The following is an 18,992-nucleotide window of genomic DNA, read 5'->3' on the forward strand; positions in this document are numbered from 1 at the left end:
CCACCCCGAGGTGCTGCGCCTGCTCTTCTGGGAGGGCATGGAGTACGGCGACACCCGGCTGCCCGACGAGAGCGAACGCCAGGAGCACTACCGGCACAAGATCGCGGCACTGCAGGACGGCCAGGACCGGGGCGTCGTCACCGACGCGATCCCCGCCCGCGACCTCCTCTTCCTGCTCATCGCGCTGGCCAACTGGTCAACCGTGGTCCCGCAGATGCGGCGCATCGTGGTCGGCGGCGAGGACTCCGACCACGACCGCCTGCGCGCGTCCGTCAAGGAAGCGGCGCGCCGGCTCATCGCCCGGTAGAGCCCGGCGGGTCCGAGCCTCGTGAGGGGGCCCGGACCCGAGGGGTCGGCTAGTTCGTCCCGATCCGGGCCAGCAGGTCGACGATCCGGCTCTGCACCTCGCCGCTGGTGGACCGCTCGGCGAGGAAGAGAACGGTCTCCCCGGACGCCAGCCGCGGCAGGTCCGCCTGGTCGACGGCGGCCGTGTAGACGACGAGCGGCGTGCGGTTGAGCTGGCCGTTCGCGCGCAGCCAGTCGACGATGCCGGCCCGCCGCTTGTGCACCTGCATCAGGTCCATCACGACCAGGTTCGGCCGCAGCTGCCCGGCCAGCGTCACGGCGTCCGCGTCACTGGCGGCCCGCGCCACCTGCATCCCGCGCCGTTCCAGCGTCGCCGTCAGCGCGAGCGCGATCTCCGCGTGCTCCTCGATGAGCAGGACGCGCGGCGGGTGCTGCTCGGTGTCGCGCGGCGCGAGCGCCTTCAGCAGTACGGCGGGATCGGCGCCGTACGCCGCCTCCCGCGACGCCTGCCCGAGCCCGGCCGTCACCAGCACCGGAACCTCGGCGGCGACGGCCGCCTGCCGCAGCGACTGCAACGCGGTCCGGGTGATCGGCCCGGTCAGCGGGTCCACGAAGAGCGCGGCGGGGAAGGCCGCGATCTGCGCGTCGACCTCCTCGCGCGAGTGCACGATGACCGGCCGGTACCCGCGGTCGCTGAGCGCCTGCTGCGTGGTCACGTCCGGCGCCGGCCACACCAGCAGCCGACGCGGGTTGTCCAGCGGCTCCGGCGGCAGTTCGTCGTCCATCGGCTGCGGCCGAGGCGGGTCCGCGACCTCGACGGCCCCGCCGGGACCGTCCAGCGGCTCGGGCCCCTCGGCGGCGTTCTCGTCCGGCGCGCCTATGGCGTACGACCGTCCGGTGCCCTCGGTCATCTGCGCCAGCCGGGACTGCCCGGCGAGCGAGTGCTGCGGATGGGGCTGCGCCTGAGGGTTCGGCTGGGCCGCTACGGCGGCCTGTTCGGCCTGCGGGTGCGGACGTGCCGTCTGCTCGGGCGAGGCGGGGCCGGGGTCGGGTCGCGTACCGAGCTTGCGGCGCCTGCCGGAGCCGTTCGGCTGGTTCGGCGGAGGTGTGGCCGTGGGGAGCGGTCCGCCCCCGGCGGCGGGCTGCTGCACCTGTGCCGCCTGCCGGCTGAACGGCACGCCCTGCCCCAGGGTCCGGACACTGATCGCCCGCCCCTGCGTGGAGTTCGGGTCCACGGGCGCCGAGGCGGCGGACTCGGCGGGCAACGGCTGTGCGACACGGGGGTGCGCACCGGCGCCGGTGGTGCCGGTCGTGCTGGTGGTGCCGGCGAACCCGGCGGCACCCGTGCCCTCGGCGACTCCCGTGACGCCCGTGACCCCGTTCGCCTCGGGAGGGAGGGGGGTGCCGGGTGCGGGAGTGCCCGGGTGGGGCTGCGGCGCCGGTGCGGCCTGCGGGTTCTGGGTGGCTGCCGGGTCGGGGGCCGGTGCGGGGGCGGCGGCTCCGTCGGGCGGTACGGGCATGCCGGCGCCGGAGCTGTCGTCGGCGGCGGGCCATGGCTGGGGCGCCGGGCCGCCCTGGGCCGGAGAACCGGGGGCGGTGGCCTGGGCCGGGGCGGCCTGGGCGGGAACTCCGTGCTGAGGGACGCCCTGAGCGGCGGGTGCCTCGGCCGGCAGGGGCTGGCCGGGAGCGACGGGCGCACCGGGGGCGGGCTGACCTTGGGCGGGCATGGGCGTGCCCGGCGCGGGGTGAGTGGGCGCCGTCGGGGCGACCTGCGCGGGGGCGGGTTGCATGCCCGGGGCCATGCTTTGCGGGGGGACGGGGGCGCCGGGCTGCTGACCGGGCTGACCGGGGTGTCCCGGCTGACCGGGCTGACCGGGCTGCTCCGGCTGCGCGGCAGCGCCGCCCTGAGCGGCCGCCGGAACCGGAGCCGCCTGGGCCGGGATCTGCTGCCCGGGCACGCCCTGCGCCGGAATCTGCTGAGCGGGTGCCGCGGGTGCCGCGGTTACTCCGGGCTGCCCCGTCGCCTCCCCCGTCGGCTCCGCCTCCGCGCGCTGTCCGACGGCCCGACGGCGACGTCCGGTCGGCGCGCTGGTGGGATGCGGCTGCGGCGGGGTGTGGTCTTCGGCCTGGCTGTGCGGTACGGCGTCGTGGCGACCGTCGTCGACGATCGCGTCGCCGGGAGCGGGCTGCCCGGGAACGTGCGCGTGCCCGGGAGCCTGAACGGGCCCGGGAGCCTGACCGTGGCCGGGAACCCCACCGGCCACCGGAGCACCCGGCACCTGACCGGAGGCCTGCCCCGGAACTTGCCCCGGCACCTGACCGGGAACTTGCCCCGGCACCTGACCAGGAGCTTGCCCGGGTACCTGACCCGGCACCTGCCCCGACGCCTCAGCCGCCACAGCCCCCTCAGCCGCCACAGCCCCCTGGGACGCCACAGCCCCCTGGGACGCTGCAGCCCCCGCAGCCGCCACAGTGCCCTCGGACGCCCGGTCCGCCTCCGCGGGCGGAAGGGCGAATACCGCACGGGGCCCGGCCTCCTGCGCGGCGGCCCGCTCCGACGCGGCGGCCAGCGCACGCCGACGCCGACCGGTCGGCTGCTCGCCGTTTCCGGCACCAGCAGCACCAGCGGCACCAGCGGCACCGGCATCGACACCGGGCGCACCCGCGGCGCCCGTGACATCTGTGACGCCAGAGGCCGGGGCGCCGACCCCGGAACCCTGAGCCGGATCGCCGGAGGCCAACGCGGGCAGCGCCGCCGGCAAGGCGTGCTGTTCGCCTCCGTCGTGCCGGGCACGCCGGCCACCGGGCGCGGGAACACCCTGAGGCGGCACGGTCCCGCCCAGCCCGGTCCCCACGGCCGCGGTCCCGGCAGCATGCTCGGCGGCCGTCATGACGGCCCCCTCGGCGACACCCTCGACCGAGCTCCCGAGCGCCCCCGACCCGTCAGCCGCGCCGTCGCCGGCCGCACCCTCCGGGGCCGCGACCTCGGCAGGCCGTCCCCGCCGCCGCCCGGTACCGCCACCGGAGACACTCCCGGCGTCGCCCGTGGCCTGGGCCGGAACCGGTGCGATCTCCGCCGCGGGAGTACCCGCGGCCCGGCGCCTGCGCCGGCCGGTCGGAGCGGACCCCTCCGCCTCGGGAGAGGTGCCGTCGGCGTCGCCCGGCACCTCGGCGTCGAGGAAGGCGTCCGTGGTGCCCCGCCGGGCGCGCCGACGCCCGCCGGCGTTGGACTGCTCGGGCAGCGCGGCCTCCTGGGGAGCCGCCTCCAACGCGGCCGGCCCCGGGGCCTCGACGGCCCCCGCCCCACCGCCGAGCGGCACTTCGAGGACGTACGCGCTGCCGCTCATGCCCGGCACCTCGTGCGTCTGCAGCACGCCACCGTGGGCGCGCACGATCCCGCGCACGATCGGTTCGTGCACCGGATCACCGCCGGCGTACGGCCCGCGCACCTCGATCCGTACACCCTCGCCGCGCTGTGCCGCCGCGACGACGACGGTGTTGTCCATGTAACCGCCCGCGGAGACGGGTGAGTTGCCGGTGGCGTCGACGCCGGCGACGTCCGCGACGAGGTGGGCGAGAGCCCGGGCGAGCAGCTGCGGGTCGACCTCGGCCTCGATGGGCGGGGCGTGCACGGCGAACTGCACACGGCCGGGCCCGATGAGCTCCACGGCCCCTTCGACGCCGGCCGCGACGACGGCGTCGAGCATCACCTTCGTCCGCGTGATGCCCTCGGTGCCGGCGTCGATCCGCTGGTACCCGAGGACGTTGTCGATGAGGGTCGTGATCCGCGAGTAGCCCGCCGACAGGTGATGCAGCACCTGGTTGGCCTCGGGCCACAGCTGCCCGGCGTCATCGGCGGCCAGCGCGGCCAGCTCGCGGCGCAGTTCGTCCAGGGGCCCGCGCAGCGAGCGGCCGAGGAGGGTGAGGAGCTGCTCATGGCGTCCGGCCAGGGCCTCGTAGCGGTCCTTCTCGCGCTCGCCGAGCGCGGCGTACCGCTCCTCGCCGGCGGCGAGCTCCTCCTCGTGCTGTTCCCGGAGTTCCTCCAGTTCCGTCACGTGCTTCTGGCGCAGCGCGGTCAGCTCCGAGGCGTGCTCCTCGGCGAGCCGCTCGAGCTCCTCCTCGTGCCGCTGGTCGGCGGCGGCCTTCTCCTCGGCGAGCGCGTCGTACGGCCGCCGGTCGGTGAAGGTCAGTACGGCGCCGACGAGCTGGTCGCCGTCCCGGACGGGCGCGGTGGTCAGGTCGACCGGAACCTTGTCGCCCTTCTTCGACCACAGCACCTGCCCGCGCACCCGGTGCTTGCGCCCGGAGCGCAGGGTGTCGGCGAGCGGGGACTCCTCGTACGGGAACGGCGTGGCGTCGGCACGGGAGTGCAGGATGAGGTCGTGCAGCTCGCGGCCGCCGAGGTCGCTGGCCCGGTAACCCAGTATCTGGGCGGCGGCCGGATTGACGAGGACGATCCGCCCGTCGGTGTCCGTCCCCACGACGCCCTCGGCCGCGGCCCGCAGGATCATCTCCGTCTGCCGCTGCGACCGGGCCAGCTCGGCCTCGGTGTCCACGGTCCCGGTCAAGTCCCGTACGACGAGCATCAGCAGCTCGTCGCCGCCGTAGCTGTAGCTGTCGTAGGCCTGCTGGCCGTTCTCCAGATTCGCGCTGCTGACCTCGACCGGGAACTCGCTCCCGTCGGTCCGCCGGGCGACCATCCGGGTCGGCTTGGTCCGCCCGCGCGGGTCCATGTGGTCGGGCCTGCGCATGGACCCGGGGATCAGTTTGGAGTCGAACTGCGGCAGCAGATCGAGCAGCCCGCGCCCCACCAGAGCGGTCCCGGGCGCCTCGAAGGCCTCGAGCGCGATCGTGTTGGCGTTGACGACGGTCCCATTGGCGTTGACCAGCACCAACGCGTCGGGAAGCGCGTCGAGTATGGCTGCGAGGCGAGCAGCGCCTCGGGATGGCCTGCTGCTCACGAGACGCTTCCTCCCTGTTACCGCACCTTGCCGACCGCTCGGGCCATCTTGCCAACCGCCCCGCGACGTGTCACGCGAGGGAGTCTAAGGGCAGCGGTTGCGCTCGCGACGCCGGATGAGAGGGAGGTCGCACGACGAAGTGACGTAGAACGTGTGAGCGCACGTGCGACCAGGCGTCGACGTGCGGTCCCGGTTTCCGGAGTCAGGGCATCCGGCATGAACCGACGGTGACCGCCCCACCCGGCACGCATCGTGCCGTCCCGCGCACGACGTAGCCCCGCCCGCGCCCGACGCCGCCCCGTGCTCGCGCGGCCCCGCAGTCCCTACGCCCGCGCTCCGCCCACGTCCGGCAGCAGCGGCACGAGCCGGTCCCACCGTCCGATCTCACAGCCGTTGCTCCGGTCGAAGCGTGCGTCGACGGGCCGCCCGGCCCAGGTCCCGGTGACGTGCGCGGTGGCCGGCCCGCCGTACTGCATGGTGCAGACACCGTCCCCGGCCACGGGAGCGAAGGCGTCCTTCCCCCACTGCGTGTTCCGGTCGACGACGGCACACGCCCCGTCGGCGTCGGGATGACTCCCCCCGCTGGGATGACAGTCCACCTCGTACGTGCCGTCCGCACCGCCGCCCGCGTTCCGCACGGTGACCGTGAGGTGGTCGCCGTCCGTCACCCGGTCCTCGTCACGGACGGGTGGTGGCGCGAGGGAGGGGAGGGGGAGGGGCGCGGCGGCGGCGGGCACCGCGGACAGGGAGACGGTGGAGACGACGGAGCCGACGCCGATGACGAGGGGGGCGAACCGAGCGAGTCGGCCGAGCCGGGTGACCTGTGACATGTCCTGACTAACGCCCCGGCTCCCGGGACGTTGCGCGCCACCCCGCCACCTCCGTTTATGCGCTTTGCCCTGCGGCCCGCCCGCCTAGTACCGTGGGAGGCGATTGGTGACACCGCGCTCGACTGTGTCATCATCTGCACGCACCACTCGCGCTCGCGCGGGCGGCTGTGCTGGAGGCGTCGCCTAGTCCGGTCTATGGCGCCGCACTGCTAATGCGGTTTGGGACTTACATCCCATCGAGGGTTCAAATCCCTCCGCCTCCGCGCCTGATCACGAAGCCCCGGTCCCCAGGACCGGGGTTTCGTCGTTCAGCGTCCGCGCACAGTCGTTCGGAGTCGTGCAGAACCGGCCCGAAGAGCCGTTTTCCCAGGCCACAAGGGGTGCGGCTAACGGATTTCACATGGCGGCGGCAGTCATGTAATGTTCTTCCTGTCGCCGCGAGCGGGCCGAAAGGGCCGGGAGCGGCGAGAAAACAGAACAAGCACTCGTAGCTTAACGGATAGAGCATCTGACTACGGATCAGAAGGTTGCAGGTTCGAATCCTGCCGAGTGCACACAGGTCAAAGCCCCCTCGGGATCATCCCGGAGGGGGCTTTGTCGTGCCGTACAGCAGTGAAGTACAGCAACCGTGTCAGCCGGTACCGCCCATGACGTCGGACAGCTTGCCGATCGCGGCGCGCACTTCTTCTTCGCTCGCTTCGGCGTAGACCTCCATCGTCATGGCGATCTGCGAATGGCGGAGGATGCGCTGGGCCACCTTCGGGTGCACCTTCAACGCCACCAACAGCGAACTGCATGTGTGCCGGGTGTTCCGAAGCGGGATGACCCGGAGTCCGGCGCGACGAGTCCGGAGGGCGAACATGCGGGTCATGTTGCCCGGTTCGATGGGCGTGCCGTACTTCGTCGTGAAGATCAGATCATGGCTCCCCTGCCAGAGCTCCCCGGCGGCTTTCCGGTCGCCGATCTGCTGAGCACGGCGCATCCGTAGCGCCTTGAGGCAGAGTGCCGGCAGAGGAAGGAAGTCGTCGGAGTCCTCGGTCTTGGTCTCACGATGAAGGATCTCCCGCCCCGCGCGCTGGATCTGGTGGTCTACGTACAGCTCTCCCCGTTCGAAGTCGACGGACTTCCACGTGAGGCCCAAGACCTCACCACGGCGCAGGCCGAGGCAGAGCACCAGGACCCAGGCGGCGACGAGGTGGTCATCCCTGGCGGCGGCATCGGTGAGGAACTGACTGGCCTCGGCGACGGACCACGGCTTGATCCGACGGCGACGAGGCTTCGGCACCTTCACGAGGGAGGCCACGTTCTTGCTGATCTCCTCCTCAGTGACCGCGTGGGTCAGAGCTGCTCGGAGAGCATCGCGTGCGGCTTGGATCACGCGGCGGGACGGGTACGTCTCGCAGCACTCCCCGATGGCGCAGCACTTCCGGCGAGCGGGTGCCCGCTTGGCGTCCTTGCCCTGAGCGCAGCACTGGCAGATGGTCGCCAGCTTGGTCAGCCATTCACGGACGTCCCGGACCGTGAGCCGATCCAGCCGCTTGGCGCCGAGGTGAGGCGCGATGTAGAGCCGTACGCAGCCTTCGTACGAGACGTACGTCAGAGGCGCCAGGTTCGGTTTCACGACCGAGTCGAGCCAGTACGTGAGGAACGCGGCCACCGTCCGGTGCCGAGTGGCGACCGGCCCCTTCTTCGCCTCGGCATGGAGGTTGAGCCACTTCTCGTGGACCTCTTCACGCGTCTTGCCGTAGGCGTACTTCCGGGCCCGCTTGCCGTCTGGCTTGGTCACCCAGACATAGGCGGCGTAGCCGTTCTTGTACGGGTAGATCGAGCCTTCGCCGTTGCCGCGCTTGCCGCTCATGCCGACCACCCCTGTTCGGCTTCCTGGGCACGGCGTTCGACGTACTCGTCCACGTAGCGAGGCAGGATGCGGCGGTTACGGCCGTCCTTGATGGACCGGATCTCACCGGTCAGAACGAGCATCTTGGTCTTGGAGAGGCCGTAGCCGAGCATCTCAGCGACCTCGCGTGTGGTGTACCACTTCCGTTGGATCACTGTGGTGGTCATGCTGCTGCCTCCAAGTCGAGTTGGTCTTGCAAGGCTTCGCGTGCGGTTTCGCGGTTGTGCTGGATGTCTCGGCGGATGTTGGCGGCGAGCCAGGATTCGCCGGGGGTGTGGCCGTGGCCGGCGTAGGTCCAGTGGGCGAGGGTGAGCGTGGTGGTCTCCTCGTCGTCGGGGTCGGGCAGGCCGAGGGCTTGGCGTTGTTGGGTGGCGCGGTAGTCGGCGCGGACCTGTCGCAGGGCGCCGAGGGTGGTGGAGTAGCGGCGGGACTTGGTGGAGAAGTGGCCTCGGAAGCCGAGCATGTGGGCCCAGTCCAGGAGCTTGCGTTCCGGGTAGAGCGGGTGCAGGTCCAGGCACGCTTCGATGAGCCGGCGGGGGTGGTCGGGCACGCCGAGCAGGACGAGGGCTTCCTTGTTGCCGACGCGGCGGTCGACGGTGCCGGTGGTCTCGGCTGCTTTGGTGGCGTACTTGGCGACGTAGGAGGCCACGGCCGCTTCGGTGATCTCTTCGCCGTGGCCGAAGGCGCCGATCGGCTGGACGTCGAGCTGTGTGCCCCACCGAAGGGTGCGGGCCGGTTGGTCTCCGGCCGGTGCCACTTCGACCGTGACTCGAGCGGCGGCAGCACCGATGGCGTCGGTGAGCAGGTCGAGGGTTGCCCAGGCCGGGGGCGGGTCGTCGGGCCCCGCGGGGCCGTCGAAGCGGATCACGGCATGGAAGTGCACGGCCCCGCGCTTTCCAGGCCGGGGGCGGGTCGTCGGGCCCCGCGGGGCCGTCGAAGCGGATCACGGCATGGAAGTGCACGGCCCCGCGCTTTTGGTATTCGGCGACCTTGCCGAAGGAGACGCGGGACTGTTCCCGGGCAGCCTTTTGGGTGAGGCCGGCGCGGCGCGCGATTTCGCGGCGGAGGTAGATCGTGAAGTAGCGCCACAGCTCGGAGGCGTGGTTGTTCCACAGCACCGCGCCCGCGTAGTCGTAGGACTCGGGATCGAGGGGAGTGCCGAGTTCGGGTGCGTCTTCGCCGTGGCGGGTGCCGCAGCGGCAGGCCCGGTTGCCGGGGCGGTTGTGGACCGGGCCGAACGAGGGGGCGGTGAGGGTGGCGAACACGCGGGGGTGGTCGCGGATGGTCTCGGGGGTCCCCTTGGCAGGATCGCCGACCAGACCCGCGCGGATGAGGTGGTAGGTGTCCCCCGCGTAGGTCCAGGCGCAGGCCGGGCAACGCGAGGCACGGCGGTTGCCGCAAGCCACCCGGAGCAGGCCGCCGGGCTCATGGTCGGTGTCGTAGGAGTGCAGCACCTGCCCGGTGGCCCGGTCGCGAGTCACGGTGGCGCCGCGCAGGTGGATGGGGTCGGTGCAGCCACCGGTGCGGCGGAGTTGTTCGTTGAGGCGGTCGAAGCCGGGGGACCCTGCCACCCTCAGCACATCGGCGAGGGTGGCCGGGTCCAGGCCCGCCATGGTGGCGGTGTCCGTCACGCGTTGTCCTCCTTCGGCGGGTGACGGTCGATCCAGTCCTCGGCGCAGACCTCGTGGACGGGCTTGCCGCGGTCGGAACGCAGAGGGGTGGGCTTGGTGCAGATCACGCAGGGCTGATCGCCGGTGTGGTCGTAGTGCTCGGGTGAACGCCAGTTCAGGAGCGCCACGGCGGTCACCTCCCCACTCGAATGAAGGAGGCGGCGGGCGTGGCGTGGCCGGTGCCCTTGCAGGTCGGGCAGGTCACGCGGAGGGTGCCGCGGGTGCCGTCCTGGTGGCGAGCGCCGGTGGTGATGGCGGCGGTGGCGAAGCCGTCGCAGTCGCGACAGACGGGCGTGCTCTGGGCGTGCTGGGGCATGATGGGGCTTCCCTTTCGGGTCCGATGGATCTGGAAGTGGTGGAGCCGTCCGGGGCGGCGGATCTTTGGCGAGAGAGGCCGCCCCGGAGGGTGCTACTTGCGGTAGCGGCTCTTGGACCGGACGGGCCGAGAGCGAACGTGGTGCTTGCGCGGCGAGCGGGAGCGCCGGCGGGTGCCCGCGCGGGATAACTCCCGCTTCTTCTTCGACGTGCGGTTGATCGTGTAGCCGAGCCCGCCCGTGGCGGAGAGGACCGCGACGGCCGAGGCGGCGATGACCTGGGCCACGAAGGCGATCACCAGCAGGACCGCGACCGATCCGGCGGCGATGACCAGGGCGAGGACGATCGGGCCGGTGTAGGAGCGTGGGGCTTCCTGCACGATCACGACCTTGTGGACGTCGGTGCCGGGCGGGAGCCGTCGGTAGGTCTCAGCGGGGATGTGACCGGCGCGGAGCTGGTCTTCGGGCAACTGCACGGTTCAGCCCTCCGGTTCAGGGGCAGCGGTGGGTGCGGGCGGCGAGTTCGGCGGCCGAGCGGTCGCGGTGCTCGGTGGAGAACCCGCAGTTCGGGGCGGTGCACGCGGCGGTGTGGCGGGTCTGGCCACGGCCGTTGTGGAACGTGGCGACCTTGACCGGGCCGATGCGGATCACGTCGTAGAAGCGGTTCGGGCGCATGGGTGAACCTCCTTGTCTGTCAGGCGAGTTGGGCGACGATCGCTCCGGCGAGGTCTTCCGGGATGCCGAGGCGGGCGCGCAGGGTGGCGGTGTCGATGTCCGTGCCGGTGCGTGCGCGGTGTTCGGTGGCGACCTTGCGTGCGTGATCGACCAGCGCGGGAGGAACCGGCGGACGGGCCGCTTCGGGCAGGGCCGGGGCGGGGTCCGGCGTAGTGATCTCCGGTGCCGGTTCGGGCATCTCGGGGCGGTCGACCACGGGTGCGGGACGGGGCACCGGATCAGCGGCCGGCGCGTGGTCGGTGGGCGAGTGGGCGAGCAGGGTGCCGCCGAGGAAGGCGAGGGCGGGCCAGCCGGCCACGAGGATCCGCAGCCAAGCGGGCACGTGGTCGAGGTCGAGGAGTCCGGCGGTGGCGATGTTGGCGCCGAGCGAGGCGACCAGGGCGACCAGGAACCAGAACCAGGCCAGCTTGGACCGGTCGGTGCGCAGCCTCCGCCACACGGCGACCAGGAGCAGGTCGACGGAGATCGGGTAGGCCCAGGCTTTCCAGCCCGATTGGCCGGCCGCTTCGGCGAGGTCGTGCAGGTGGGCGAAGGACAACGCACCGGCGATCACGGCCTGGACGAGTACGGCGTCGAGGCGGATCGAGCGGATCACGGGTCTTCACCTCCTTCGCGGGGATCGGGGGCGGGGCGGGGAACGGTGTCCGGCCGCCCGGCCCCGGGTGGGCTTCAGTCGTCGGCGGGGATCTCGCCGGCGCCCAGGCAGTTCAGGCACAGGCCGGTCTGCTGGCCGACAGCCCGGCGTTTGCGGCCGACGAGGACGGTGCGGGAGACCTCACCGGTGCCTTTGCAGGGCGGGCACTGCACGGTGGTGGGCTTGGCGGTCTTGCGTGCCATGAGCGATCTCCTGACTGGTTTTCGGCATGGCTCGGGTAGGGACCTGGCGCGAGGCGGTCACGCCGACCGGGAAGCGGGGGTGTTAGTCCGTGACGGGCCGGGGCTGCATCAGAGGTGGTGCGGCGGGCATCGGCGGCACGGCCCGGGCGACCGGGCGGAACGGGGCCAGGAACGCCGGGTCCGGGGTCAGGTGGGCGAAGTCGCGGCAGACGGCCGCCGCTTCGTCCGGGGTGGTCTCAGGAGTACGGATCCGGGACCAGCCGCCAGAGGTGTCACCGGCCACCGCGACGCCCGGGCGGTCCGGAGCGATCGCGGTCACCGCCATCACGGCGTCCGGAGCGATGTCGCCCAGGCCCATTTCAGCGGTCTGCTTGTCGTTGACGCGGTGCACCACACGGCCGGTGAGCTGAGCCCGCAGAGCGGTGGCACCCCTGCCGAGATCCGAGCCGAAGCGCTGGCCGCACACCTCCAGATAGATACCGATCGCACGGGCCATCTGCCCCAGGCGCACCAGTTGCATGACGGTACGGTCGCGGGCCGGCTCATCCTTCTTGGAGGTCACCAGGAACAGTTCCGCCACCTCGTCAATCAGGACGACCAGCGGCACCGGCCGGACCTCCGCAGGTAGCTCCCACAGGTCCGAGACCCCGTACAGGGAGAGTAGGTCGAAGCGGTCCTCCATCTCCGTGACCAGCGCATCGATCAACTGCCCGGCGATATCCGCCGTGGTCGCCAGCGCCGACAGCCGGGGCGCGTAGCGGCCATGCTCGACACCGCGCTTGCAGTCGATCCCGACCAGCCCGACCGGCAGCCTAGCCAGCCCCTTGATCAGGTTGCGCTGATACATCGACTTGCCCGATTGGTTGGCACCCAGCGTCAGCGCCATCGGGACCTTGCGGTAGTCCCGCTCGAACACCGACCCGTCCTCACGCAACGCGACCGGGACGACCAGGTCACGCGGCTTCGCCGTGCGCGGCATCCTGACCCGCTGGAGGACGTCATAGCCGGTCATCCGCAACTCGACGTAACCGGGCTTGGTCTCCGCCACCGTCACCGAGCGCACTCCCCAGGCATGGCGAAGACGTTCGGACGAAGCGGCGAGGTCGGCAGGCTCCAGACCGGCCGGAAGGCGCAGAACCACCCGCAGCCCGGTTGAAGTCGGGGACACTCGGCGGACCTTCGGCGCTATCGGCCGCACGTCCCGGCGAGCCAGGTTGCGGGTCATGAAGGCGCGGAAGCCGGACGGCTGAACCGTCAGCCCGCACACCTCCATCGTGTCCCGGTAGGTCCAGGTGAACCGGCCCCAGGTGACCGGCAGACCGACCAGCGACCAGTACACGCGCGGGGCGCGGACCTTCGCGTAACCGAGCCCACCAGCACCAGCGGCGACGCCGCCCACCTCGACCCAGGTAGCGATGTCGTTCATGGTCAGGCCGCCGCCGTGACCGCGACCGCACGGAACGAGATCCCGTGCCGCTTCTGGCCGTTGAACTCGTTCTCCCAGTCACGCGCCTTGAGCCCGACCACCCGCACCGGCATACCCGGCATCAGCCCCTCGGGAAGACCGGTCTCCGGCACGGTCACCTGGTAGAGGTTGCCCTCCCCCTCGTCCGAGACCAGCAGGCCCACGGTCGACAGCCCCGCGTTGGTCTCCCGGTCCACGGCCCGCTCACCCGTCTTCTTGTTGACCATCTTCGGCTCGGGCGCGGTCGCCACGAACACCACAGCGGACGAAAGGTCGATCTTGAAGGTCGGCATGCTGCCTCCAGCTATGTGACTGACATGGCTAGCCGAGTTGGCTACATGACCAACGTAAGCAACATGGCTAGCCATGTCAACACCTGACTGTCATGGCTGTCCAAGGTTGGGTTTCGCCGCGTACGATCGCCGCTATGGCCCCGTTTTCCCCAGACCCACTCGATCCGGACGACGACCGACCGCCTTATGAGCAGGTCGCGAGCAGCCTTGGAGCTGCGATTCGCACGAGGAGGCTGCCTCCAGGCGAGAAGCTGCCCTCCCATCAGAAGCTGACGGAGCTGTACGGCTTCGCCCGCGCGACCATTCAGCGCGCACTGCGTGAGCTGGAGGACCAAGGGCTGGTGGTGTCCCGAAAGGGCAGTGGGGTCTATGTCCGCAACAGGACCGAAAGGCCGGCCGGACTGCGGCCGTACGTGGAGCAGGCGTTTACCGCTCAGCACGTGACGATCGACTTCGCCGGTTTCTCTGGCGAGACCCTGCACGGCGCCCTTCAGGAGCCGCTGGACAAGATCAGAGTCGGCCGCCTGACACCGGCAAGCATCCAGGTCCGGATACTCGTCCCGGATATGTCAGTGCCGCAGGCTCTGCCCGTTCGCCAGGCCGATGGCGCGGACGACGAGCGGCTTCGTAATCGCGTGAACCACATGATGTTGGGTTACGCGCGAAGCATCCGAGACTCGATCAAGGAGCTTGAACACCTCGGGCTTGTGCCAGAAACAGAGGTCAAGGTTCGCTCCTACAGGAGCACGCCGCCGTTCAAGCTGTACGTGATCAATGGCGCTGATGCCTTCACCGGGTACTACCAAGTCCAACCCAACAAGGTCGTTGCGCAGGGGCAGCCGATCGACATCTATGACGTGTTGGGCAAGGACACCGTCCTGTTCCACCACTCCGTGAACGAGGGCGAATCTTCGCACGGTGCCATGCAGGTTCAGCAGGCGCAGGCGTGGTTCGAGAGCTGGTGGAACACCATCGCAAGGGACTGCAATCTTGACGCTCAGTGACAATCTGACCAGGACACTCACCGCCGCCCAAGCCGTGCTGGTCGACTTTGATGGACCGTTGTGCAACGTGTTCGCGGGATTGCCGGCACAAGAGGTCGCCAGGAAGCTGTCCCAAATCGCAGCGGACCACGACCCAGAGCTTTGGGGCAAGCTAGCGGAGATCACCAACCCGCTAGAGGTACTGGCCCTTACCTACGACTTCGACCGCTCAGTGAGCGGCAGGGTCGAGGAAGCCTTGATCTCGGCGGAGGTTGAGGCGGTGCAGGTGGCAGGGGATCCGATCGCCGGCTCGATCGAGGCATTGACGGCGATCAGGGAGTCCGGCCGACGCATTGCGGTTGTCACGAACAATTCGACGGAGTGCGTCCGCAGGTTCCTTGCCCGGCATGACCTGTCTGACCATGTAGACGCTGTAGTCGGACGAACCTTGAACCGTCCAGATCTGATGAAGCCCCATCCTCACGCGCTGCTCCAGGCAGCCGAACGCCTCGACGTATCGCCCAAGGAGTGTGTCCTCATCGGCGACTCTCGGACGGACATCCAGGCTGCCCATGCCGCAGGAGGAACAGCCATCGGCTACGCCAACAAGGCACGTAAGCGCCGCGTATTCGTCGAAGCTGACGCCGAAGCCATTATCGAACGCATGAGAGCAATCGCCCACGCACTCAGCTAGCCCGGCGCCAGTTGTTACAGGTTTCTCTACCTCATCAAGCCCCGCCCTTCCGGGCGGGGAGGGGGCTCTTGGCCTTCGGCCATCCGGCACGCTGTCCCCAAGATGTATCGGCCGCCGCTACGAGGGATCACACCCACCGGCCCGCACAGCGGACCGGCGCGGGCTCGGGACTCGGGGCTCCGCTCCTGCCTTCGGCCCGCGCCGCCCCGGCCCCGGCCCCGCGCCACCATCGTTGCCCCGGGATGATCCACGTTGACGCTTGGCCACGCCTACGGGCCGATGCGCCGGAACGATCCTGATTCCCACCCCGCCAGCAAGTAGGAGCAGCGGAGAAGGAACGTCAGCCCGGTCAGAACGAGCCTCCGGCGGGGGATCGGCCGGCACCGGGATGGAGGGGGCGCCGTTCCCGACCGCGGGCACATGGGTGGCGTGCGCAGAGGGCTCCCATCCCGTCCACCATCGACCCAGGCAGAGCCGAGCAGACGCGGCCCATGGCGTCCAGGTCGTTCGTACAGTGGCGCGCTCCACCTGGACGCCATGAACCACGCCCGCTCCACGGTGTGTGGGTCGACGGCGGACGGGATGGGAGCTGGGGTGAGTGGTGGTTTGTCTGGGTGGCCTGTGCAACGGGCGTGGAGTCGCGGCACAGGGCCACGGTTCTCAGTGGTGGTGATTCCACCAATAGAGCGCCAGTGCTCCGATCCCACTCAGACTGGCCTTCACACCCACTCGCATGAGCTCATCCGTGGCGGAGTTCATGAGACGGCGGAAATGATGTTGTGCCGACCGTTGCTCCAGTTCAGCGCGTATGCGCCTCCGCGAGCGCGCAGGCTGAAGAGCCTTCGCAGTGGGGCATTGTCGGACCCAGCACCTACACTTCCTATAGCTGGGAATCTTGGCCTCCTTTGGTTGACGTCCCAGGTGGTGATGGCGGCCTCCTGCGTAGGACCAGGGGGCCGCCGCCATTTCTGGCGGAGGCCTGTGACCGCGCTAGACCAGTCTGACGCACGGCACTGACAGTAGGTGCCTCTCGGGGTCAAGCCAGGTCACGCCTCCCCTTCAAGCAAGGGGCAGCGACACCCGTTCGTGCACCAACGGGACAGTTGCCGCGTGTGCGGGAGGAACTGCCGTACGTGACAGGCGACTTGGACTTCGGGCACTGCACCTCTGCCCTTGACGTCGATCCTCTTGGCCTTCCCTCCCAGGCCCACCACGACGGATACGACCGCGTCAGGGAGAGCCTTTGCACTAGTCGAAGCGCAGCAACTCCTGCCTTGAACCTGCCGTTAGTGTGCAGTCCGGCCATGGCGACTTCAGTACAGGCCAGGCCGTCGACTCCTTGTCCGCGAGGACCTGGATGTCGTTGACGAGCAGGATGCGCATCTTGCGGTAACGCTCGCGGAAGATGTCGCCCTTGATGTCGCGGATGGAGTTGGTGAACTCCTCGGAGCTCGCATTGGGCTCGACGATGACCGAGACCCTTGACCCGAGGGTCTCGTCGTCGGAGTTGTCGATGATCTCCCACAGGCAGTGCGGCAGGACAGAGTCGTCGTCGCCCTCATTGGTCAGTTCCTTCGAGCAATACGCGCAGCGAAGACCTGGAGGTCTTGACTAGGCGCAATCACACGGACGGTTCACGTGAAACACGACTCGGAGATGTGACGGCCAATGATCGCCTCGATCTCGTGCAGCACCCAGTCGAAGAGGTACGCGACGTGCTCGATGCACACAGTCGTCGCGAACCGTCAAGCGGCTCAAGGGTGTCTGACACCAGCGGCTGACACCAACAGCGGCGGACGGGTGCGCACCAAGGCGGGCTCCGGCAACTAGTCCGACGCGGCCCGGCTGGGGCCTTACAGGTGCACAGGACTGCAAGGATCGACCTGGTGGGGATGAGGCCAGTAACTCAGGGGTGCACTGACTGTCAGTGGGGCCTGCCAAGCTGTGCACATGATTGGTGAAGTTCCGGGTGTGTCGGTAGGCCAGGCGTACGAAAGTCGAGTTCTCGCCAGTGTGGCGGGAGTCCATCGTCCCCGCATCGCGGGCATCTGCGGAACGAAGGCCACCGGCGCTGAGTCCATTGTTCTGTCGGGCGGGTACAAGGATGATGAAGATCTTGGCGACGTGATCATTTACACCGGACACGGAGGGCAGGACGGAGCCGGCAACCAGATCAGTGACCAGTCGCTGGACGACTCGGGAAACGCTGCGCTGGTCACCAGCCACCTCCAGGGGCTTCCGGTACGAGTCATTCGCGGAAGCAAGAGCGAGTCGGTCTACGCGCCGCGGTCCGGATACCGCTATGACGGCCTTTACAGAGTCGCGAGCTACGGAAGCAAGCTGGGCATCGACGGGCATCTGATCTGGCAGTTCCGCATGGAGGCTGCCCTTGACACCCCCATGCCGGCCATCGAAAACGAACAACTTCCCGTCGATGCGCCGCAGGGCGACTTGGAGGCGCCCGTCGGCAACGACGAACCTGAACGTGTCAGCTCGAACGTTCAGCGCATCGTCCGCAGCAGTCAGGTCAAGAACGCCGTAAAACGCTGGCACGAAGATCAGTGTCAGGTCTGCGGGGTCGTCATCGAGACGCCCGGCGGCACCTACAGTGAGGGTGCCCACATCCAGGCCCTTGGGCGCCCCCACAACGGCCCCGATCGAACGGACAACGTCCTCTGCCTCTGCCCGAACTGTCACGTCAAGCTGGACGCCGGGGCCATCGTCATCGAGGACGACCTGACCGTCGTGGAGAACGGTGTTCCTTGGGGGCGCCTGAGAACTCACTCGCGGCACACCCTCAGCCTCGAATGCATCCGCAGCCACCGCGAGCGCTGGCGCCGCTAGGCGCTGGGCCGTACCTCACTTCGCGAAGTGGGCGTACGACACCGGTCAACGCCCGGCGTACAGCAGGGAAGTACAGCAACCGTGCCATCTGTCCGCGGACCGTAGAGTCCCCGGAGGACCGCACAGTGCCCAGAATGACCAGCACTGACCGCTCCAGATAGAGCTACGGATCAGAAGGTTGCAGGTTCGAATCCTGCCGAGTGCACATAGGTGAGAGGCCCCGGAGAGATCCGGGGCCTCTTGCGTTGTGGGCTGCCTGCCACCGCCCGTGGTCAGTCGTTCGGGTCGGGGTCCGCTGTGGGGAAGTCGGCGTAGGCGCGCTCGAAGTACTTGGCCAACTGGACGTCGCGGTCGGAGATTCGGTGGCCGATGTCCCAGGTGGTGAGGAAGATGCGGACGGTGCGCCAGATGTTCTCCCAGACCGGGTGGTGGATGGCGATGTCACAGCCGGGCGCGGTCGCGTGCATGAAGGAGACCGCGTCCTGGAAGGTCCGGAAGCGGTACTCGCGGTAGAGGCCGGTCTGTTCCTGTGCGGAGACCTCGGTGTCGGGTGGGCAGGGGTCCAGCCGGCGGCGCTGTAGGCGCCAGTGACGCAGGGACCCCCGCAGCGCGACCTCGATCTTCTCCTGGTTCAGGGGGTCGGGCAGCTCCGGGGCGGGGCGTGGGTAGAGGCCCGGCGAGCCGTCCGGCGCCGGATCTGCCAGCCGCCGGACGAGATGGTTCACGATCCGGTCGATGTCGGTGGCGTGACGCAGTTCGAAGGCCTGGCGCTGCGCGAGGGCCGCGATCGATGCCGGCAGGGATTCCGCAGGAGGCATCGCGGCGCCGCTGACCAGGATCGGAAGCACGAGTTTGCCCGACTCCAACGACTGCGCCACCTCCAGACGAACCCAGTCGCCTTCCTGGTCGATACGCCGCCGGGACCACTCGTCGGCCGCCCTGATCCAGTTCGGGCCGATCAGCACGAGCACGGCCGACGCGTTGTCCAGCGCCTGGCGCAGCCGGTCGGGCCAGACGGAACCCGGCGGGATGGCGGACGTGTCCAGGAAGACCGCCGCACCGCCCAGCCGGGCGGTGAGCCTCTCCTGCAGCAACCAGGCCTCGGCCTGGCCGTCCTCCCTGCGATAGCTGACGAAGATCCGTTCCATCCGACCGCCCCCCAA

Annotated in this window: 16 protein-coding genes, 2 tRNA genes and 3 pseudogenes; 6 read left to right on the forward strand and 15 right to left on the reverse strand. The window is 69.9% G+C overall.

What is annotated here, in order from left to right; translation table 11 throughout:
- Position 1: 1 nt before the first annotated feature.
- A pseudogene (locus AQJ84_RS17365) lies at positions 2-307 on the forward strand (TetR/AcrR family transcriptional regulator); the annotation flags it as partial.
- A 49-nt stretch (positions 308-356) separates the two neighbouring features.
- Here the strand turns inward: AQJ84_RS17365 and AQJ84_RS17370 are convergent.
- A complete protein-coding gene (locus tag AQJ84_RS17370; RefSeq protein ID WP_079076136.1) occupies positions 357-5,267 on the reverse strand; it encodes a hybrid sensor histidine kinase/response regulator in 4,911 nt (1,636 codons plus the stop codon).
- Positions 5,268-5,590: 323 nt separating this feature from the next.
- On the reverse strand, positions 5,591-6,097 hold the full coding sequence (locus AQJ84_RS17375) for an SSI family serine proteinase inhibitor (RefSeq protein ID WP_037803329.1): 507 nt from the start codon (positions 6,095-6,097) through the stop codon (positions 5,591-5,593).
- Between the two features lie 172 nt (positions 6,098-6,269).
- Here AQJ84_RS17375 and AQJ84_RS17380 point away from each other — a divergent pair.
- Both AQJ84_RS17380 and AQJ84_RS17385 read left to right on the forward strand, forming a co-directional pair.
- Positions 6,270-6,360 (forward strand) — tRNA-Ser (locus AQJ84_RS17380).
- A 218-nt stretch (positions 6,361-6,578) separates the two neighbouring features.
- A tRNA-Arg gene (locus tag AQJ84_RS17385) sits at positions 6,579-6,651 on the forward strand.
- Positions 6,652-6,728: 77 nt separating this feature from the next.
- On the opposite strand, the gene AQJ84_RS17390 is transcribed toward AQJ84_RS17385, so the two are convergent.
- From AQJ84_RS17390 to AQJ84_RS17435, 11 genes and pseudogenes are all read right to left on the reverse strand, one after another.
- Positions 6,729-7,964: a site-specific integrase gene (locus AQJ84_RS17390; RefSeq protein WP_030041838.1), complete on the reverse strand. Its 1,236-nt coding sequence runs from the start codon at positions 7,962-7,964 to the stop codon at positions 6,729-6,731.
- On the reverse strand, positions 7,952-8,161 hold the full coding sequence (locus tag AQJ84_RS17395; protein WP_030041839.1) for a helix-turn-helix domain-containing protein: 210 nt from the start codon (positions 8,159-8,161) through the stop codon (positions 7,952-7,954). The genes AQJ84_RS17390 and AQJ84_RS17395 overlap by 13 nt, the downstream gene beginning before the upstream one ends.
- A pseudogene (locus AQJ84_RS17400) lies at positions 8,158-9,625 on the reverse strand (replication initiator). The gene AQJ84_RS17395 and the pseudogene AQJ84_RS17400 overlap by 4 nt, the downstream one beginning before the upstream one ends.
- Entirely contained in the window at positions 9,622-9,792 is a 171-nt protein-coding gene (locus tag AQJ84_RS43495) for a hypothetical protein (RefSeq protein ID WP_164873105.1), read from the reverse strand. Before AQJ84_RS43495 ends, AQJ84_RS17400 begins: the two are co-directional and overlap by 4 nt.
- A gap of 5 nt (positions 9,793-9,797) precedes the next feature.
- Complete coding sequence (locus AQJ84_RS17410; protein WP_030041842.1) at positions 9,798-9,980, reverse strand: hypothetical protein; 183 nt, start codon at positions 9,978-9,980, stop codon at positions 9,798-9,800.
- A 93-nt stretch (positions 9,981-10,073) separates the two neighbouring features.
- A complete protein-coding gene (locus AQJ84_RS17415) occupies positions 10,074-10,454 on the reverse strand; it encodes a hypothetical protein (RefSeq protein WP_225877303.1) in 381 nt (126 codons plus the stop codon).
- A gap of 16 nt (positions 10,455-10,470) precedes the next feature.
- Positions 10,471-10,653: a mobile element transfer protein gene (locus AQJ84_RS17420; RefSeq protein ID WP_030041844.1), complete on the reverse strand. Its 183-nt coding sequence runs from the start codon at positions 10,651-10,653 to the stop codon at positions 10,471-10,473.
- Between the two features lie 19 nt (positions 10,654-10,672).
- Positions 10,673-11,308: a DUF2637 domain-containing protein gene (locus AQJ84_RS17425; RefSeq protein WP_030041845.1), complete on the reverse strand. Its 636-nt coding sequence runs from the start codon at positions 11,306-11,308 to the stop codon at positions 10,673-10,675.
- Positions 11,309-11,382: 74 nt separating this feature from the next.
- Positions 11,383-11,550, reverse strand: a complete 168-nt coding sequence (locus AQJ84_RS43500; RefSeq protein WP_164873106.1) for a hypothetical protein — start codon at positions 11,548-11,550, stop codon at positions 11,383-11,385.
- A gap of 82 nt (positions 11,551-11,632) precedes the next feature.
- Entirely contained in the window at positions 11,633-12,976 is a 1,344-nt protein-coding gene (locus AQJ84_RS17430) for an FtsK/SpoIIIE domain-containing protein (RefSeq protein WP_030041846.1), read from the reverse strand.
- Positions 12,977-12,978: 2 nt separating this feature from the next.
- Positions 12,979-13,308 carry an SCO3933 family regulatory protein gene (locus AQJ84_RS17435; protein WP_030041847.1) on the reverse strand — a complete coding sequence of 110 codons (330 nt, stop codon included), beginning with the start codon at positions 13,306-13,308 and terminating at the stop codon, positions 12,979-12,981.
- A 134-nt stretch (positions 13,309-13,442) separates the two neighbouring features.
- Here AQJ84_RS17435 and AQJ84_RS17440 point away from each other — a divergent pair, with 134 nt between their 5' ends.
- Positions 13,443-14,312 (forward strand): GntR family transcriptional regulator, encoded by an 870-nt coding sequence (locus tag AQJ84_RS17440; protein WP_030041848.1) that lies wholly within the window; start codon positions 13,443-13,445, stop codon positions 14,310-14,312.
- Positions 14,299-14,985 carry an HAD family hydrolase gene (locus tag AQJ84_RS17445; RefSeq protein WP_051870041.1) on the forward strand — a complete coding sequence of 229 codons (687 nt, stop codon included), beginning with the start codon at positions 14,299-14,301 and terminating at the stop codon, positions 14,983-14,985. The genes AQJ84_RS17440 and AQJ84_RS17445 overlap by 14 nt, the downstream gene beginning before the upstream one ends.
- A gap of 1,329 nt (positions 14,986-16,314) precedes the next feature.
- Here AQJ84_RS17445 and AQJ84_RS44185 read toward each other — a convergent pair.
- A pseudogene (locus AQJ84_RS44185) lies at positions 16,315-16,554 on the reverse strand (DnaA ATPase domain-containing protein); the annotation flags it as partial.
- Between the two features lie 381 nt (positions 16,555-16,935).
- On the opposite strand from AQJ84_RS44185, the gene AQJ84_RS17455 reads away from it, so the two are divergent.
- Positions 16,936-17,829, forward strand: coding sequence for a YDG/SRA domain-containing protein (locus tag AQJ84_RS17455; RefSeq protein ID WP_030041851.1), 894 nt, complete (start codon positions 16,936-16,938; stop codon positions 17,827-17,829).
- 272 nt (positions 17,830-18,101) lie between these two features.
- Here AQJ84_RS17455 and AQJ84_RS17460 read toward each other — a convergent pair whose 3' ends face one another.
- Positions 18,102-18,977, reverse strand: coding sequence for a 4a-hydroxytetrahydrobiopterin dehydratase (locus AQJ84_RS17460; protein ID WP_030041852.1), 876 nt, complete (start codon positions 18,975-18,977; stop codon positions 18,102-18,104).
- Positions 18,978-18,992: the final 15 nt, after the last annotated feature.

It is taken from the genome of Streptomyces resistomycificus (assembly GCF_001514265.1).
GTDB classification, from domain to species: Bacteria; Actinomycetota; Actinomycetes; order Streptomycetales; family Streptomycetaceae; genus Streptomyces; species Streptomyces resistomycificus.

What these genes read in the sequence shown, in the direction of transcription:
- AQJ84_RS17375 (WP_037803329.1), bottom strand. Translation starts at nt 6,097, where the DNA reads ATGTCACAGGTCACCCGGCTCGGCCGACTCGCTCGGTTCGCCCCCCTC.
- AQJ84_RS17395 (WP_030041839.1), bottom strand. Translation starts at nt 8,161, where the DNA reads ATGACCACCACAGTGATCCAACGGAAGTGGTACACCACACGCGAGGTC.
- AQJ84_RS17410 (WP_030041842.1), bottom strand. Translation starts at nt 9,980, where the DNA reads ATGCCCCAGCACGCCCAGAGCACGCCCGTCTGTCGCGACTGCGACGGC.
- AQJ84_RS17420 (WP_030041844.1), bottom strand. Translation starts at nt 10,653, where the DNA reads ATGCGCCCGAACCGCTTCTACGACGTGATCCGCATCGGCCCGGTCAAG.
- AQJ84_RS43500 (WP_164873106.1), bottom strand. Translation starts at nt 11,550, where the DNA reads ATGGCACGCAAGACCGCCAAGCCCACCACCGTGCAGTGCCCGCCCTGC.
- AQJ84_RS17430 (WP_030041846.1), bottom strand. Translation starts at nt 12,976, where the DNA reads ATGAACGACATCGCTACCTGGGTCGAGGTGGGCGGCGTCGCCGCTGGT.
- AQJ84_RS17435 (WP_030041847.1), bottom strand. Translation starts at nt 13,308, where the DNA reads ATGCCGACCTTCAAGATCGACCTTTCGTCCGCTGTGGTGTTCGTGGCG.
- AQJ84_RS17440 (WP_030041848.1), top strand. Translation starts at nt 13,443, where the DNA reads ATGGCCCCGTTTTCCCCAGACCCACTCGATCCGGACGACGACCGACCG.
- AQJ84_RS17455 (WP_030041851.1), top strand. Translation starts at nt 16,936, where the DNA reads ATGATTGGTGAAGTTCCGGGTGTGTCGGTAGGCCAGGCGTACGAAAGT.
- AQJ84_RS17460 (WP_030041852.1), bottom strand. Translation starts at nt 18,977, where the DNA reads ATGGAACGGATCTTCGTCAGCTATCGCAGGGAGGACGGCCAGGCCGAG.